Genomic DNA, 16,818 nt, shown 5'->3' on the forward strand with positions numbered 1-16,818 from the left:
CGGGCCGCGTTCACCCGGCCGGGCTCATTCGTCGCCGTCCTGTCGCTCGCTGCACACGTCGGGCGCGCCGTGCCGCGTCAGCCAGGCGCACAGCGGCGCGGGATCGGCGAGTCGGCCGTCGCCGGGCCAGCCGTACCAGCGCAGGGTCTTGCCGTGGTGCAGGCTCACAGCGGCCAGCAGCCCGGCGTCGCGGTGGAGCTCGATCGTCAGGGCGCCGCAGCACATGCAAGAGGTGTCGCTGAGCGACTCGTCGAGGCGCAGCAGCGGCAACAGCTCGCGCACGGCGGCCGGGTCCTCGTGCACGAAGAAGACCCGCTCGAACGCGGGTCGCCGGTGACACACGCCGCCCGCGCGCACGACGATGCGGGTCGCGCAGGCGCCGACGTCGGCGAGCTTTTGATCCCAGCGATGATGCACGTCGACCGCGGGCGCGAGCGCGGCGAACTCCTCGACGATGGCGTCGTCGAGGCCGGTCGCCATCACCCCGAGGGTGCGCAGCGCGGGCGGCGGCGGCATGGGCAGGCCGGCGATCGGGCTGCCATCGGCGAGCAGCTCGACGAGCTGCGGGTGACCGGCGAGCGGTGCCAGGCTGGTGACGCCGGTGCGGCCGACGTCGAGCCGGCGCAGCGCCGGCAGGCCGGGGACAAATCCGAGGTCGGTGAGCTGGCGGCGCCCCGACAGATCGAGGACGCGCAGGCGGGTGAGGTCGCGCAGCCGTTCGAGGTCGTGGACGGGCAGCGAGGCGTCGATCCGGAGGTGCTCGAGCGTTGCGAGCCGCGCGAGGTCGGCGGCGTCGACCCAGCTCGGCCCGCCTGAGGCGATCTGGGTGACATCGAGGTGGAGGTATCGCAGCTGCCCCAGGTCCGCGAGATCCGCGAGCACCAGCGGCCCGTCCGCTGTGATCTCGCCGCGCAACAGGCCGAGGAAGTCGCCGAGAGCGACGCCGAGGCGCAGCCCGTGGAGGCGGGGCGGGAGCCGTAAATTCGGGGCGTGCTGGCCGTCGGCGAGCGTGTAGTCGAGCACCAGCCCCGCGCCGTCGAGTCGCGCGAGCGCGGCGGCAACGTCGTCGCTCCATGTCCCAAGGGACAGGCCGCGGAGCTGGCGGAGCGTCGCCGTCGGCCGGCCCGGCAGGTCCTCGGCCTGGAGGTGGACGAGGTGCCGCGCGCCGCCGTCGTACGCCAGCTCGAGGGCGTCGGGGTGGGCGCTGACGGTGAAGTAACTGTAGAGCCCGGGCTGCCCGAGCACCATGCTGGCGCTGCCCCGGGCGACGGGTTCGTCCGGCGCGAACAGCGGAGACCGCGAGTCGCTGCGAAGGTCGAGGTGAATGATGTCACCCGCTCGCGGGAGGTCGCCGCCGGCGAGCGAGGTGATGCGAGGATCGACGGACGCGCCGTCGAGCTCGAAGCGGTAGCCGGAGTCGACGGGGGCCGGCTGCTTGCAGCGGTAAAGGAGCGCGCGCGGCGGGTCGAACGACATCGCGAGCCCGGGCTCGACGTCGGCCGCATCGTGCGGCGGGTCGGTGGGGTCGAGGACGACCTGTCCCAAAGGACCGGCGATGGCACGCCCAGGGTCCGGGGTGCAGGCGAGCAGCACCGCGAGACCGCCGACGAGCGCGCGCGCACGTCCCATGTCGCGAGGGTACACGCGAGCGCCGCGACCCGGTGGGCGAATTACGGGCCCAGGCGCACGCGCGCAGCGATGCGTCTGGCCGAGGCCCCCGCGGAGGATGATCCGCGCCCTCCTGTCGAGCGGGCTCGGCGGGCGCCAGGTCGCCACGCGACGAGCCTCGCGGCGCCGGTCCGGCTGCTTGTCCGGCGAAGATTGCCTACGATGCCGGCCATGAAGGACAAGGTCATCGTCATCACTGGCGCGTCGAAGGGGATCGGCGCAGCGCTGGCTCAGCTCTGTCACGCACGCGGGGCCACGGTCGTGCTCGCGGCTCGCGGCGCGGAGGCGCTGGCGAGCGTCGCCGAGCAGCTCGGCGAGCGCGCGCTCGCGGTCCCCACCGACGTCTCGCGCCAGGCCGACAACGAGCAACTGGTGGCGCGCACCCTGGCCCAGTTCGGCCGCCTCGACGTGTTCGTCGCCAACGCCGGCCGCGGGATCTCCCGCCCGCCCTCGCAGCTCACCGAGGCCGACGTCGACGACATGATCACCACCAACTTCAAGTCGGTGCTCTACGCCGTGCAGGCCGTGCTGCCCCACTTCAAGCAGCGCCAGCGCGGCCAGATCGTCGCCGTGTCGTCGATGCTCGGACGGATCCCCTTCACCCCGATGCGCAGCGCCTACAGCGCGGCCAAGGCCGCCGTGAACTCGTTGATGGCCAGCGTGCGCATCGAGCTCCGGCCGCAGTTCCCCGAGATCCACGCGACCACCGTGCTGCCCGGCGTGGTCGCCACCGAGTTCGGCAACAACGCGCTGCACGGCGGCATGGACTCGCGCCAGATCCCCGGCGCGCAGCCGGTGGCCGAGGTGGCCGAGGTCATCGCCGCCGCGATCGATGCCCCGCGCGCCGAGGTGTTCACCCGCCCCGAGATGCACGCGATGCAGGCCAAGTTTTACGCGGCCGAGGACATCGCCACGATCGAGGCGACGCTCGGCGGCCCGCCGCCTGGGCGCTGAGCCGTCGCCGCTCATGCGTCTTTAAGGACATGTTCTAATCGACATGTCCCAAACGATATGTCCAAATCGACATATCCTCATGAACGAGTGACTTCGGCCCGCTCGTCCTGAAGCGCGAGCGGCCGGGTTGCGAAACGTACCGGTCTTCCGTACGACCGCGTCGCGCCAGCCCTGCGCGCCGTACCTCGCGCCGCGAATTCGAGTAAGCTCCGCCGCGTGTCCGAGCTGTTCGCCGCAGCCGTCTCGATCGCCCCGACGCGGCGGCGTCGCTTCCTGTGGGCCGCCTGGTGGACCGCGCCGCCGAGCCGCGAGCCGTTCCGCCGCCCTGACGCCTCCGAGGGGGGCGCGCGCACCCGCGACGAGGCGCTGCGCCGGGCCGAGAAGGCAGCAGGCCGCGCGCTGGTCCAGATCGAGCCGCTGTGGGCGCGCGCGTGGGGCCGCGTGCTGATGGGCGAGCCGCCGTTCTCGCCGACGGACAAGGACACCACCACCCACGCCGCGCCGCGAGCGAACCGCGAGCCTGCCCCTGCGTCGATCTGGCAGCTGCTCAGGCTCACGCCCCACGCGACGGTGCCGGAGATCCGCGCCGCCTTTCGCCAGCGCGCGCTCGTCACTCACCCGGACCGCGGCGGCGACCCGGAGGCGTTCCGCGCCCTGCGCGAGGCCCACGACGAAGCGCTCGCCCGCCGCGCCCGCGACGGCAAGCGACCGCGCCGCAAACGACCGGCGCCCTGACCTCACCGAGGGTGAGCCGCGCCGCGGTCCGCTCGGGTCGTCGTTCGCGCGGTAGAGACCGGCTCCCCGAGCGGACCGCCGACGTCGAGGTCTCATGCATGTCCTCGAGGACATGCCCTTCAGGACCTGTCCTCTTCGCCATTCGACGTCACTCCTCGTTCACGCGGTTCGCGCGGCGCCCCGACCCGCGAACCGAGCAGACCGCGGACCACCGACGACGAGGTCGATATATGTCCCCAAGGACATGCCCTTCAAGACCTGTCCTCTTCGCCATTCGACGTCACTCCTCGTTCACGCGGTAGTGCGGCACCCCGACGTCCTGCCAGCTCTTGTCGTAGCGCACGCCACGACCCGCGATCGCAAACGGCCGCGGCGCATGCAGCTCGCGCACCGGGGCGCGGCGCTCGTGCAGCGCCTCGTAGTCCTCGCGGCAGACATCGATCGCCCCGGCCAGCGCACCCGCCAGGTCGCTGCGCCCCGCCGCCTCGCGCCAGCCCGGCGTCACGCGGCCGCGCCACACCTCGGCCGCGTCGCCGCTGCCGTAACCGATCAGCGTCACGGCGGCGCCCTCCCACGCCAGCCCGCGCGCGTGCGCGTCGGCGAAGGCCGCGGCGATCCACGCCGGCAGCGACGCCGTGTAGAGGTTGCCGAGCTGCCTCACCAGGGTGCGACCGGGCTGCGTCGCCGCCAGCACGCGCGCGAACGCCGGCTCGCCCTGGACGTGGCGCGCGACCGCCTGGGTGCGCGCGAGCGGATCGAACTCCCCCCCCTGCGCGCGCACACCGTCCCGCGCATGGACATCGGCGGCCAGCTCGGCGATCAGCGCGTCGAAGCTCACGTCGGCGGCGAGGCACGCGGCGGCCAGCGCCTCGCGATCACCGGCGCGGACGCAGGCCCACACCCACGCCGCGCCGAGGGCCGCGACCGGCATGCGATCGTACGGCCGGTGCAGCAGCAGCGCCGCGGGCTCGGCCAGCAGCGCCCGGGGATCGCCGCCGCCGCGCGCGTAGGCCGAATCGAGCGCGCGCACCACCGCCTCGACGTAGCAGACCGTCGAGTACTTGCCGTTGAACACCGGGAAGTCGCGCTCGCCGCGGCAGCCGTCCGGGTACTCGCGCATGAAGTGGCGCGCGACCGGCTTGCGAAAGTCCCAGCCGCGCTCGTCCGACGAGCTGCCCGCGGCCCGCAGGTCGAGCGCGAGCAGCCGCGCCCGCGGCTCGACCAGCATCGCCACCGCGCCCGCGCCCTGGGTCGGCTCGCCCGAGCTGCCGCGCTCGTACTGGGCGATGTCGGCGGCCACCACGATCGCCACCCGCTCGGCCCCGTCGGTCTGCACGTAGCGCAGCGCCGCCTTGAGCGCATACATCCCGCCGAGACAGGCGTGCTTGACCTCCGGCACCTCGACATCGCGCGGCAGCGGCGCCCGCCCCTCGCGGCGCAGCGCGTCGTCGACCATGCCGCGCACGATCACCGCGCCGACCGCGTTGTCGACGCTCGACTCGGTGCCGAGCGCGAGCATGCCGACCCGCGCAGGATCGACGTCGTGCTGCCGCAAGAGCCGCAGCACCGCCGCCGCCGCCATCGTATAGACGTCCTCGTCGGGCTGCGGCACGCGGAACGCGTCGCCCACCACCGCCGCCAGCTTGCCCGGATCGGCGCCCGTCCACTCGGCGAACGCGGCCAGCGGGACGCGCGGCCGCGGTACGTACAACGAGAGCCCCGAGAGGCCCGGATTCGCGGGTGCAAGGACATCGGACATGGCGCCGACCCTACGCGAATCGCTCGCTCACCCGTGTGCGCCGCGCCACGGACCATGATTCGCGCGACTCACGACATTGCTCCCGAGGCGGGCGAAACCCCGCGCAGAGGCGGTCCACCCGGGCCCTCGCGCGTTCCTCGTGACTGCCGCGATTCACGGAGATGCGGCGATGACGCTCGTTCGCCTGTCATCTCGCGCTACCGTTGTTCGCGCGATCTTCGACGTGCCGCGATTTGCGGCGATGCGTTGATGACGCTCGTTCGCGCCTGCCATCACGCGCCACCGGTGTTCGCGCGATCTTCGACGTGCCGCGATTCGCGGCGATGCAGCGATGCATTGCGCTCGCGCCGTCATCACGCGCTACCGATCTCCGCCCGATCTGCGGCGCTGCCGCGATTCGCTGCGATGCGGGATGATGCCCGCTCGCGCCCATCATCACGCCCTACCGATCTCCGCGCGATCTTCGACGCAGCCGCTATTTGCTGCGATGCGGCGATGACGCCCGATCGCGTCCGCGATCAGGCGGCGTCGACTCGCGCATGTGATTCATGCATGCACGCTCCGCCTGATGTCGCGCGATCGCCACTGCGATGAATCATAGCGACGGCGCGCCGCTGCGATGATTGCCGCAGCGGGCCGCGGGCCCGGGCGCTCGTCGCTTTGCTTTCACGGGTCCATGTGGTCTGCTCCGTCATGCCCATTCGCAGCGCGCTCCCGACTTCCTTGGCCTTGCTGGTCGCCTGCGGCGACGCGGCCGTGACGACCACCGAGACCGGCACCGGCACCGACACCTCGAGCGGCACCACCGACGGCACTGACGCGACGACCGCGATCACCGGGACCACCGTCACGCCGACCACCGGCGAGCCGACGACCACCACCGGTGATACCGCCACGACCACCACCGGTGACTCGACCACCACCGAAGACACCGCCACGACCACCGGCGAGCCGGTCGACACCACGACCACGACCTCGACCTCGACCGGCCCCGACACCACCACCGATCCGGGTGAGACCACCACCACCGGCGACCTGCCGCCGGACCTCGACGCGCTGCTGGTCGGCCTCGACGGCGGCGTGCGGCTCGACTGGCTCGGCGAGGGTGACGGCGGCATCGAGCACAGCACCTACTGGGCGCTCGTGAAGGGCAGCGCCGAGTACAACGCCCTGCCGCCGGCCGAGCAGAAGAAGGTCGACCTGATGAAGGCCAGCGTGCTGCACAGCGCGCAGCGGGTGCCCACCAGCCAGACCCCGGGAGTCGAGATCACCGGCGCGTTGACGATCGACGCGCGCACGCAGGAGATCGTGCTGGCAGTGCCGACCGACTACAACGGGCGGCTGGTGGTGCTCGGCACCCCGGGCACGCGCGACCAGTGGTCGAGCCATGGCGTGCTGCTCTCGTGGCTGGTGGCTCGCGGCTACGCGGTGGTCGTCGGCAACAAGGGCATGACCAATGGCGGCGTCGACGGCAACGCGACCATGCTCAACAAGCAGCACCCGTCGCAGCACTGGGGCGCCATGCTGATCGACCTCGGGCAGTGGGCCGGCGACCGCCTGACCGCCGCGCATGGTGAAGCGCCCACGGCGATCTACGCCGCCGGCCTGTCGAACGGCGCCTACCAGGTCCGCCGCGCGCTCGAGCTCGATCGCCTGCGCGTGCTGGAGGGCGAGGCTGCCGTGTTCGCCGGCGGACTCGACTGGGCCGGCGTCTACTGGCCCGACGCGCGCGTGCTCGACACCGACGCCGACGACACCGTCACGCCGGCCGAGCTGGCCGCCGGCGACCACCTCATCCGCACCAACGAGGCCGCCGCCATGACCATGCGCTACGCCTACGATCCGCAGACCGAGACCACCCCCGCCAACTACGCCCAGATCCCGCCCTACCCGAACGCCCAGGCTGCCATGCAGGCCGGCGGCTTCGACCCGGCCTCGGCGCCGATCTGGGGCGCCTACAACACCGCCTTCGACTACCTCAAGGGCTTCGGCCTGCCGCAGTTCAAGGGCGTCGGCTACTACAACTTCACCGGCTACGTGTTCCGCGCCGAGCTGATGGGCCACGACGCTACCGAGGCCGCCGCCTACTCCTGCTACACCGGCCCCAACGACGCGCCGCCGGCCATGTACGCCTGGCTCGCGCAGGCGCAGGACGCCGGCTTCACCGCCGAACACGTGACGTGGGCCCTCGCCAACGCGACCACCGGCGAGTTCTCGGTCCCGCTGATCAGCGTGCACGGCGACGCCGACGGCCTCAACGCATTCGCCGTGCACGCGCAGAGCTACCGCGCCGCGGTGGCGGCCTTCGGCACCCCGTCGCAGCACCGCCTCTACGTCGTGTCGCACGGCGGTCACGTCGACGCGCACAGCGACGGCCTCGGCCTCGACTTCGATTTCGACGGCACGATCGGCGAGGAGGGCGCAGCCGACCGCTTCGTGTTGATGCAGCCCTACGCCGAGCGCGCCTTCCTCTACCTGGTCGACTGGGTCGAGAACCAGGTCCCCGCGCCGGCCGGCAAGACGCTGGCGACCGACCCGGCCAGCGACGTCCTCGACGCCGAGTCGCTGGCGTTCTGACAGCAATCTCGCAGCAGCTCGAGCCGCGCTCCGAGCGAGCATCTGCTTCGCCTCGTCCCCGCCGAAGAGGCGGCAGCCAACGAGACGACTGTCGAGGCCGCCCTCGACGAGGCGACCCTCGACGAGGCGACCCTCGACGAGGCGACCCTCGACGAGGCGGCTCTCGGCGAGGCGACCCTCGACGAGGCGACCCTCGACGAGGCGACCCTCGACGAGGCGACCCTCGACGAGGCGACTCTCGACGAGGCGACCCTCGACGAGGCGCCCCTCGACAAGACGGCCCTCGACAAGGCGGCCCTCGACGAGGCGACCCTCGACGAGGCGGTCCCCGACGAGGCGACCCTCGACGAGGCGACCCTCGACGAGGCGACCCTCGACGAGTTGACCCTCGACGAGGCGGCCGTCGACTCGCAGCGAGCCCCACGAAACACGCCGTGACGCGCGCAGCACGAAGCTGCGGCCCCCACAGGCTCCGAGCAGCCTGCGCTCTGCGAGGCGCCCGCTCTCCCGCTCGATCGCGCGGAGGCGCCTCGCGTCGTCATGATGCTGCGTAGCGTGAGTCACTGCCAGCGGCACAGGCATCGGCGCGCGTCGCAGCATGTTTCCGCCGGGTTCGAAATCAGGGGCAGCTCACCGCCCCCGGCACCTTCGCCGGGTCGGCGTACCACTTGCTGTCGCTGCCCTGGTACAGCGGGAACGCCGTCGACATGCCGTACTTGGCGAACAGCGAGGTATACGTCGCGTCCGCCACGCCGAAGCCGTGCGGGTAGCTGGTGAAGCGCGACAGGTGCCCGGTGATCGTAGCCGTCACCGCCTGCACGTACGGCGTCGACGGCGTGCACGGAGCCTCGCCAGTGTCGCCACTGCCGGTGTCACCATTCCCGGTCTCGCCGCTGCCCGTGTCATCGCCGCCGGTCTCGCCGCCGGTCTCGCTGCCGGTGTCACCATTCCCGGTCTCACCGTCCCCGGTCTCACCGGTCCCGGTCTCGCCGTTCCCGCCGCAGTCGGCGCAGATCCGGCGATTGTGCGTACTGAAGAAATCAGCGAGGTACCACGCGTAGTTGACGTGCTTCGGCGACACGTACGACTTGTCGGCCCCGGCGCCGCTGCCGGCCGGCCACGCGTGGGCCAGGCCCGTCGCGCGGATCTGCGACACCCGCGGCCCCTCGGCGTCGGCCCACAAGAGCCCCGTCCCGGCCGGCTGATAGCCCTCGAGGTCGGCCACGCTGAAGCCGCCCGCCGAGGACGCCCCGTACAGCTGCGCCATCACGGCCGCGTTGAGGTCGGCGTAGCCCTGCGCCACCACGTAGTCGCCGGTCCCCGCCAGCACCGACGTCAGCTGGGTCTGGAGCGCCCCCGCGTTCGACCCGGCCAGGCTCGTGCACAGCGACTTGGCCGCCTGCTGCGTCGTCGACACCTTGCCGATCTGCGACGAGCTGGTGCCGATCGTCGGGCCGGCGTCGATCCCCACCCCCGCGAACACGTCGGGCGCCACGCAGCCCATCACCATCGCCATGCCGCCGCCCGAAGACAGCCCGGCCACGTAGACCTGGGCCGGGTCGACATCGAGCGCCGCGTCGGCCTTGAGGTTGGCCGCCAGTTGCAGCAGCGCCCCCGCGTGGCCCTGCGTGCGCGAGTGATTGCCGCCGAAGTAATCCCAACAGCCCAGCAGCACCCCGCCGTTCGGCGCGCTCGGGACCGCCACCACCATCCCGTACGCCTCGGCCGCGCTGGCCCAGTTGCCGAGGTCGCGGAACACCGTCGCCGACTGTGAGCACCCGTGCAGCGCGATCAGCAGGCCGCGGCCCTCGCCGACCACCCCCGCGGTCGCCGGCGTGTACACGTGGGTCGTCATCCCGGCGACGCTGCGCGAGGTCCATACCCCATTCGCGGCCGCGGGCGTCGGGCCCGCGAGCATACCGACGATAAGGGCGGTGACGAAGATCGGTGCGAATCGCTGCATGGTCGTGTCCTTCGCTGTGGCGTTATTGTGCGGTCCAGGCCCCGTCCATCGTCCAGGCGACGCCGCGGACCTGCGCGGCCGCGTCGCTGCTGAGGAAGCAGACCAGCTCGGCGAGCTGTTCGGGGGTCACGAATTGGCCGGAGGGCTGCTTCTCGGCCAGCAGCGCGTCACGGGCGTCGTCGAAGGCCAGGCCGCCGGAGACCGCCCGCGCCTCGACCTGCGCCTGCACCAGCGGCGTCAGCACCCAGCCGGGGCACACCGCGTTGCAGGTGATGTTGGTGCGCGCCGTCTCGAGCGCCACCACCTTCGTCAACCCGACCAGCCCGTGCTTGGCCGCCACGTACGCCGCCTTGTACGCCGACGCCACCAGCCCGTGCACCGACGCCACGTTGACGATCCGGCCCCAGCCCGCGCGGCGCATCCGCGGCAGCGCCAGCCGCGTGGTGTGGAACGCCGAGCTGAGGTTGATCGCCAGCACCGCGTCCCACCGCTCCGGCGCGAATTCCTCGACCGGCGCCACGTGCTGGATCCCCGCGTTGTTGACGAGGATGTCGACCCCGCCGAACACATCGTCCGCGTAGCGCATCATCGCCTCGACGTCGGCCGGCTGCGACACGTCGGCGGCGTGATGGGCCACCCGTCCGCCCACCGGCGCCGCCGCGTCGCGCACCACCGCGAGCGCCGCCTCGATGTCGCCGAAGCCGTTCAGCAGCACATTGGCGCCCCGCGCCGCCAGGGCCGCGGCGATGCCGAGGCCGATCCCGCTGGTCGAACCGGTGACGAGCGCCGTCTTGCCTGCGAACTGCGTCATGATCGCTGCCCTCCTGCGAATGCCGGGTCGTGCGCGCGGATGAATGCGCGGACCGCCGGGTAGATCGAGTTGCGCCAGCGCGCGCCAGAGAAGATCCCGTAGTGGCCAGCGCCCTCGGCCGTGAGCCGCTGCCTGGCGGCCTCGGGCACCCCGCGGCACAGCTCCTGCGCGGCATGGGTCTGGCCGGCGCCGGTGATGTCGTCCTCCGCGCCCTCGACGGTGAGCACCGCGGTGTCACGAATGTCGCCCGGGCGCACCCGCTCGCCGGCGACCTTCCAGGTGCCGCGGGCCAGGGCGTGCTCCTGAAACACCAGCCGCACCGTCTCGAGGTAATAGAGCGCGTCCATGTCGAGGACGGCGTTGTATTCGTCGTAGAAGCGCTCGTGCGCCGCCGCCTGCTCGTCGCGCCCGCGCACGCGGTCGAACCAGTAATCGCGGTAAGCCGCGAAGTGCCGGCGCGGGTTCATCGACACGAACGCGGCCAGCTGCAAAAACCCCGGGTACACCCGCCGGCCCTCGCCGGGGAAGCCGGCGGGCACGCGGTGCACGAGGTTCTTCTCGAACCACACCAGCGGCCGCTCGGTCGCCAGGCGATTGACCTGCGTGGGGTTGATGCGCCCGTCGATCGGTCCGCCCATCAAGGTCAGCGAGGCCGCGGTCTCCTCGCCCGCCGAGGCCATGCGGGCCACCGCGGCCAGGGCCGGGACGGCCGGCTGACAGACGGCGACGACATGGGTGCGCGCCGGGCCGAGCGCGCGCAAGAACCGCTCGAGGTGCAGCACGTAGTCGTCGAGCCCGAAGAAGCCGGCCGACAGCGGGACCTCGCGCGCGTCCGACCAGTCGGTGACGTAGACGTCGTGATCGGCCGACAGCGAGCGCACGGTGTCGCGCAGCAGGGTGGCGAAGTGCCCCGACAGCGGGGCGCACAGCAAGACGCGCGGATCGGCGTCGAGGCGCGCGGCCAGCTGAGGATCGTCGGCGTGGCGAGCGAAGCGTACGAGGCGACACCACGGGGTGTGGGCGACGACCTCCTCGCGGATGCGGACGGGCTGACCGTCGACCTCGACGCTGTCGATGCCGAAGGCGGGCCGCGGGTGATCCTTGATGATGCGCCGCAGCAATTCCCACCCGGCGGCGGCGGGCCGCCCGAGACCCCCGGGGGCCATGCGCAAGAGCTCCGCGTTGACCCGGGAGAGGCCGGCGATCGGTCGCAGCCAGCGGCGCTGCAGGTGGTGGAGCTCGTAGAGCATGCTGGGCGGCAGCATGCCCCGGACTTTGCTGCGCTGCAACATAGATTCCTTTAAATGGGCGGATTCCTGAGGCTGTCGAGCGGGGGGCATGTTGCGGCGCAGCAAATACTTCTGCGTGTGCAGGCGGGGCGCGGGCTCGAGCTTTCGAGGGCCCGGTACTCCTGCCGAGGAGTGCTCGAGCTGCCGAGGGGCTCGGTGCTCGAGCTGCCGAGGGGCCCGGTGTTCCTGCTTCGCGAATTGCCGACAGCGCCTCGCGGGGGTCCGGGGAAGGGTCGCCCGCCTCGGCGCGGGCTCTACAGACGTGTCCCGAGGATCCGCGGGCGAGGTAAGCGTGCAGGCCAAAGCTTGGCAGCGAGGAGAATGGTGTGAGCATGGGTCACTCCGGACTGGCCCGGACACGAGCCATGGGATGAAGCTAAACGAGATGGATCCGCGGTGCCAGGATTTAAATGCATGCAACCGTGCTTGGGGCGCACCTGTTGTTATTGGTGATGCCCAACGATATTTGGTGAGAAAGCACGAATCGTCGGAGCTGGCGCGGCGCATGCGATTCGATACTCTGGTGCCGTGGCCAGGGCGACTCACATGTCCGAGACGGTGATGCCGAGGGGCGGCGGAGGAAGAACCGACTGCGCCCGGGCAGCGCCGCGTCTATCTCGGGGCGAGGCGAAGAGGTTGCCGCTGGATGCGGGCTGCACGGATGCGGCCGTCGTGGGCCCTCCCCCTGTCGTGGATTTGGTAGTCCACGAGAGAAGGACGGCACGACCGACGAGTCGCCGCTTACTCTGCTGGCGCCGGCTCGGCGGTCTCTTCGCCCTCTTGCCCGGGCTCGATCACCCCGAGCGGCAGTCGGCGGTCTTCGACCGGGTCGGTGCCCCGGCGCACGCGCACCAGCGTGCCCGGGTCGCCGGCGTGCTCGAGCAGCGAGTTCCAGCCGGGGGGCACGTTCGGCGAGGTGGCCGCGTAGACGCGGGCGGCGTCCTTCGGCGACAGGTTGATGCAGCCGTGGCTGCGGCGCTTGCCGAAATCGTCGTGCCAGTACGAGGCGTGCAGGGCGTAGCGCCGGTGGAAATACTGCACCCACGGCACGCCCTCGACGAAGTACGGGTCCTCGGCGTTGGGGCCGCTGCGCATGGTGGCGACGGCCAGCTTCTCGTAGATGCGGAACAGGCCCGGCGGGGTGCCGGTGCCGCCGGCGCCGCTCGAGATCAGGGTGACGAACTCGGGCGATTGGCCGCGCATCACGGCCAATGTCTGCTGCCCGAGCTCGACGTCGATCCACACCTCGTCCGCGCGCGCCTCGGCCAGCGTGGGGCCGGGGATCCAATAGTTCATGTCAGCAGCGACGACGTAGGCATCGTTGCCCGGGCCCGCGCCGTCCGGCACGGCGTACCACGATTCCTCGCCGACGACGATCGGCGTCGGGTCGACGGCCAGCGATGCGTGGTACTCGACGGTGCCGACCTGCTTCGCGTTCGTGGCCGGAGCGTCGCGCAGCACCGCGGGGTGGCCGACGGCCCATGCGGGCCGGAGTCCGGACGCGACCGGCTCACGCGCGAGCTCGCGGCCGGCGAACAGGCTCGGCGCGGCGATCTTCATGTCGCGGGCCGGGGTGGCGCGCTCATCGGCGTCGATGAGCATCAGGCCGGCGCGCCGGGTCTTGGTGCGGAGGAAGGTGTACTGCCGATCGGGCTCGAGCCAGTCGATCGGCGGGTCGTTGCGGACCAGCGCGTAGCGGTCGAGGTAGCGCGGGACCCTGGCGATCGCGCCGGTCTTGCGGTCGAGGATCTTCGGCCGGGCGTAGATGAACGGCAACATCTGCTCCGCCGCGAGCTCCGGCTGGATCTGCGCCGGACCCTTGCTGGTACCCGCGTGCTCGAGGCACACGAAGCCGCCCTGCTCGACCCGCGCCCAGCCCTCGCCCTCGCAGCCCGGCCCGGGTTCGACGCCGAAGATGGCGAACGGCCGCCGCGGCTCGGTCCGCCCGCGACGCCCGCCGCGGCGGTTCGGCGCGGCGTAGACGAGCGCGCCCGAGCGCACGACCCGGTGACCGACCGGCGTGGCGGTCTCGACCGATCTCTCGCTCGGCGTCGGCCCGGCCACCGCCGGCTCCTCGACGGGGTCCGGCGATGCCTCGTCGCTCGCCGCCGGCTCGCTCTCCGACACCTCCGCCAGCCCAGCCGGCGGCGCCGAACAGGCCGCGAGCACGGCGCTCACGAGCGCGAAGCAGAAACCAGAGCGAAGGGGCGCCGGAACATCTCGCGGCGAGCGCGGCATACGACCGCATTGTCCTCCTGCGCGAGGGTGCGGGCAAATAACGAGCGCGCCGCCTCTAACCGGGTCTGCCCGCCGCGTGCGAGTCCGCCGATGCCCACCTCCGAGACTGCGGCGCCTCGTCCGCGGTCCGACCTCCGCCCCGCGGGTCCACCGATGTCGGTCGGCGGAACTTGCGCCACTCGCGTTTTCGCGCCGTGGCTTTCAGGCCAGGCCGCATTCTCGACTCTGGGGAGTGCCATGATTTGGCGAGTGCCAGGATTGGCGCGGTACGCCGAGAATGATGTTACTCGACGTACTCCGTTCGACAGCCGCAACCATCGCCATGCGGGTGTCGAGGGTCGGCGTTCGCTGCGAGATCGAAGTCGCGAGTTCGTGGAGCATCCAGGCGCCGATCATCCGCACAGCTCCCGATCGTGCGCCCACGCAGCTCGCCGATCACCCGGGCTCGCGGATCCACGCTCGTACGGCCGCGTCGTAAGCAGCCTGCTTCTGCTCGAGCAGCGCCAGCGCGTCCGCGAGGCTGTCGCGGCACTGCTCCTGATAGGCCTCCGCGTTCAGGCTCATCAGCGCGGCGCGGCAGGCGTCGCCGACGACGATCGCCACGGGCGAGTGGATCCTGGCGCCGGCGTGCCAGCGCCCCAGCCCGAAGATCCACTCCATCTCGTCGCCCCACGAGTACGACAGCTCGCGCAGGTCGACGACGAGGCCGCTCGCGCTCCAGGCGGCGAGCGCCATCTTCACGACGGCCGTGATGTAGAGGGCGTCCGGCTGCCCCTGCGAGCCAGAGCGGTAGGCCCCGCGGAACCGGACGATCACGAACTCCCGGCCCGAGCGCGCCCCGTCGTCGGGCACGAGGACCTCGCTCTCGAGCGCGCTCAGGTCGGTGAGCCGGACCTCTCGCAGCGCCAAGCCGTCCAGCACGACGGACCTCATCGGCTCGCTCCGCATGATGCTGTCCCCCAGGACATGTCCGGAGAGACCGGGGCCGGGGGTGCCTCACTCACGAAGACCTGCGATCGCACGCGCTTCACGGGTCACCGACAGTGCCAAACGGAGCCACACGCCGCAAGGCGATCGAGCCGGCGACCCGCTCGACCCTCGTCGCCCTCGGCGGTCCGCAGCGCTCGCAGATCCTTCGCGCCGCGAGGGCGCTGCGCGAGCCCCTGCCCCACGGGGGTCCAACCCGGCCATGAACGGTGTTCTGGACCCGATCACGAGCCCTCCCACGGACTGGCGTCGGGCGGTCCTTTCGGCTACGGTCCCGCTCGCCGGCATGTCGTCTCTCTGCTGCGTCTCCCTGATGGTATGGCTGCTCGGGGCGCCAGCGGGCCCCACGACGACGAACGCGGGCGCGCTGGCCCAACCGGCCAACCCCAAGGCCGAGCGGACCGCGCGGGCCGCCAAGTTCTTCGAGGGCGGGCGCTACGTCGAGGCCGCGCTCGAGTTCGAGGCGCTGCGGCGCGATTTCCCCGACGACCCGTCGATCCTCTTCAACGCCGCCGCCAGCCGCGACTCTGCCGGTCACTTCGCGCACGCGGTCGCCTACGTGCGCGAGTACCTGACGCGCAAGGACATCGGGCCCGACGATCGCAAGCAGGGCGAGGAGCAGCTCGAGGAGTCGGCGCGCAAGGTGACGCCGGTGGCGGTGACGATCACGCTGCCGCTCGAGGGCCCGCAGACCGTGACCGTGCTCGCGCGCCACGTGGCCGACAGCCCGGCGGACCTGCGGCCCGATCTGTCGTTCGCGCTGAAGAGCCCGCGACAGCCGCTGAAGCTCGAGCTCGACCCGGGCACGTGGATCGTGCGGGTGGAGGGCGCGGCGTACGAGCCGGTGGAGCAGCAGGTGACGGTCGGCTCGGCTCCGCTGGCGATCTCGCTGCGACCCCAGCTGACGCCGCTGACGCCACCGGTGGATCGCGAGCCGCCGCCGCAGACAGGCGTGGTGCCGCTCGAGGTCGTCAAGACGACGACGCGCGGCCTCTTCATCAGCGGCGGCGCGGCGGCTATTGCCGGGCTCGGGTTCATCGGCGGCGGCGTGGGGATGATCCACGGCCAGCGCGTCAAGTCGTGCGAGGATCCGACGCTCGCGGATTGCCGGCGCCGGTTCGCCAGCGGGTTCGTGTTCCGCAACCTCGGCTCGACGTTCCTCGGCGCGGGGGCGGGCTTGGCCGTCAGCGCGCTGGTGTGGCGCGCCGACGACCCGCGCAAGCGCATGATCGCGTGGAGCGCCCTGGCGGCGGTCGGCGGCGTAGGCCTGATCCTCGGCGAGGTGCTGCTGGTGCGCGGCACGATCCCGTTCAGCCGCGACAACGCGAGCCCGCAGGGCACCCTCGACGGCTGGCCCGAGCACTGGAGCGAGCATCGCCACTCGGGGCTGCCCGCCCTGGCCGCGACGGTGCGCGGGCTCGGCGTCGGCCTGCTTGCGGGCGCGATCACGGGGCTCGTCGTCCAGCGCAAGCACCTCGGCCCCGGCGGCGCGCGGGCGATCCGCGTCGCACCGAGCGCAGGCCCGGGCCAGACCGGCCTCGTGCTGTCCGGGAAGTTTTAAATCATCATCGCAGCCGCAGGCCCGTCCGAGCCCGCGTCGCTGTGGGCCCGATTAGAGCGACTCGGTGCGGCGATTCCGTCTGCGGCCTCTCGGCGCCCATCACTTTCAATCGCGTCTCGCGCATGCGAGACGAAGCATCGTCACGGCTGCCGGACCGCGCGGCAGCGCGGCGATTCGCCGGGGTGCACGCTCTTGCATACGAAGCATCGTCACGGCTGCCGGGCAGCGCGGCAGCGCCGCGATTCGCCGGGGCGCACGCTCTTGCCCACGAAGCAT

The 16,818-nt window shown here is 72.0% G+C and carries 12 protein-coding genes; 5 read left to right on the forward strand and 7 right to left on the reverse strand.

The genetic code is table 11. From position 1 onward, the window contains the following. Positions 1 to 24: 24 nt before the first annotated feature. Positions 25 to 1,629 carry a leucine-rich repeat domain-containing protein gene (locus tag POL25_RS14440; protein WP_272086582.1) on the reverse strand — a complete coding sequence of 535 codons (1,605 nt, stop codon included), beginning with the start codon at positions 1,627 to 1,629 and terminating at the stop codon, positions 25 to 27. A 210-nt stretch (positions 1,630 to 1,839) separates the two neighbouring features. Between POL25_RS14440 and POL25_RS14445 the strand changes: the two genes are divergently transcribed. After that, positions 1,840 to 2,622: an SDR family oxidoreductase gene (locus POL25_RS14445; RefSeq protein ID WP_272086583.1), complete on the forward strand. Its 783-nt coding sequence runs from the start codon at positions 1,840 to 1,842 to the stop codon at positions 2,620 to 2,622. Between the two features lie 216 nt (positions 2,623 to 2,838). Then, entirely contained in the window at positions 2,839 to 3,357 is a 519-nt protein-coding gene (locus POL25_RS14450; RefSeq protein WP_272086584.1) for a J domain-containing protein, read from the forward strand. 280 nt (positions 3,358 to 3,637) lie between these two features. On the opposite strand, the gene POL25_RS14455 is transcribed toward POL25_RS14450, so the two are convergent. Further along, positions 3,638 to 5,116, reverse strand: coding sequence for a hydroxymethylglutaryl-CoA synthase (locus POL25_RS14455; RefSeq protein WP_272086585.1), 1,479 nt, complete (start codon positions 5,114 to 5,116; stop codon positions 3,638 to 3,640). A gap of 693 nt (positions 5,117 to 5,809) precedes the next feature. Between POL25_RS14455 and POL25_RS14460 the strand changes: the two genes are divergently transcribed. Together POL25_RS14460 and POL25_RS44900 are read left to right on the forward strand one after the other, a co-directional pair. Continuing rightward, entirely contained in the window at positions 5,810 to 7,693 is a 1,884-nt protein-coding gene (locus POL25_RS14460) for a hypothetical protein (RefSeq protein ID WP_272086586.1), read from the forward strand. A 42-nt stretch (positions 7,694 to 7,735) separates the two neighbouring features. Beyond that, positions 7,736 to 8,131 (forward strand): pentapeptide repeat-containing protein, encoded by a 396-nt coding sequence (locus tag POL25_RS44900; RefSeq protein ID WP_373372091.1) that lies wholly within the window; start codon positions 7,736 to 7,738, stop codon positions 8,129 to 8,131. A gap of 181 nt (positions 8,132 to 8,312) precedes the next feature. Here POL25_RS44900 and POL25_RS14465 read toward each other — a convergent pair whose 3' ends face one another. From POL25_RS14465 to POL25_RS14485, 5 genes are all read right to left on the reverse strand, one after another. Next, positions 8,313 to 9,656 carry an extracellular catalytic domain type 1 short-chain-length polyhydroxyalkanoate depolymerase gene (locus tag POL25_RS14465; protein ID WP_272086587.1) on the reverse strand — a complete coding sequence of 448 codons (1,344 nt, stop codon included), beginning with the start codon at positions 9,654 to 9,656 and terminating at the stop codon, positions 8,313 to 8,315. A gap of 22 nt (positions 9,657 to 9,678) precedes the next feature. Beyond that, positions 9,679 to 10,467: a 3-hydroxybutyrate dehydrogenase gene (locus POL25_RS14470; protein WP_272086588.1), complete on the reverse strand. Its 789-nt coding sequence runs from the start codon at positions 10,465 to 10,467 to the stop codon at positions 9,679 to 9,681. After that, positions 10,464 to 11,732, reverse strand: a complete 1,269-nt coding sequence (locus POL25_RS14475) for a polyhydroxyalkanoate depolymerase (protein ID WP_272086589.1) — start codon at positions 11,730 to 11,732, stop codon at positions 10,464 to 10,466. The genes POL25_RS14470 and POL25_RS14475 overlap by 4 nt, the downstream gene beginning before the upstream one ends. A gap of 765 nt (positions 11,733 to 12,497) precedes the next feature. Then, positions 12,498 to 13,934, reverse strand: coding sequence for a L,D-transpeptidase (locus POL25_RS44310; RefSeq protein ID WP_272086590.1), 1,437 nt, complete (start codon positions 13,932 to 13,934; stop codon positions 12,498 to 12,500). Positions 13,935 to 14,429: 495 nt separating this feature from the next. Beyond that, on the reverse strand, positions 14,430 to 14,915 hold the full coding sequence (locus tag POL25_RS14485) for a hypothetical protein (RefSeq protein WP_272086591.1): 486 nt from the start codon (positions 14,913 to 14,915) through the stop codon (positions 14,430 to 14,432). A gap of 379 nt (positions 14,916 to 15,294) precedes the next feature. Between POL25_RS14485 and POL25_RS14490 the strand changes: the two genes are divergently transcribed. Continuing rightward, positions 15,295 to 16,542, forward strand: coding sequence for a hypothetical protein (locus tag POL25_RS14490; RefSeq protein WP_272086592.1), 1,248 nt, complete (start codon positions 15,295 to 15,297; stop codon positions 16,540 to 16,542). Positions 16,543 to 16,818 lie beyond the last annotated feature (276 nt).

Source organism: Nannocystis bainbridge (assembly GCF_028368995.1).
GTDB lineage: Bacteria > Myxococcota_A > Polyangia > Nannocystales > Nannocystaceae > Nannocystis > Nannocystis bainbridge.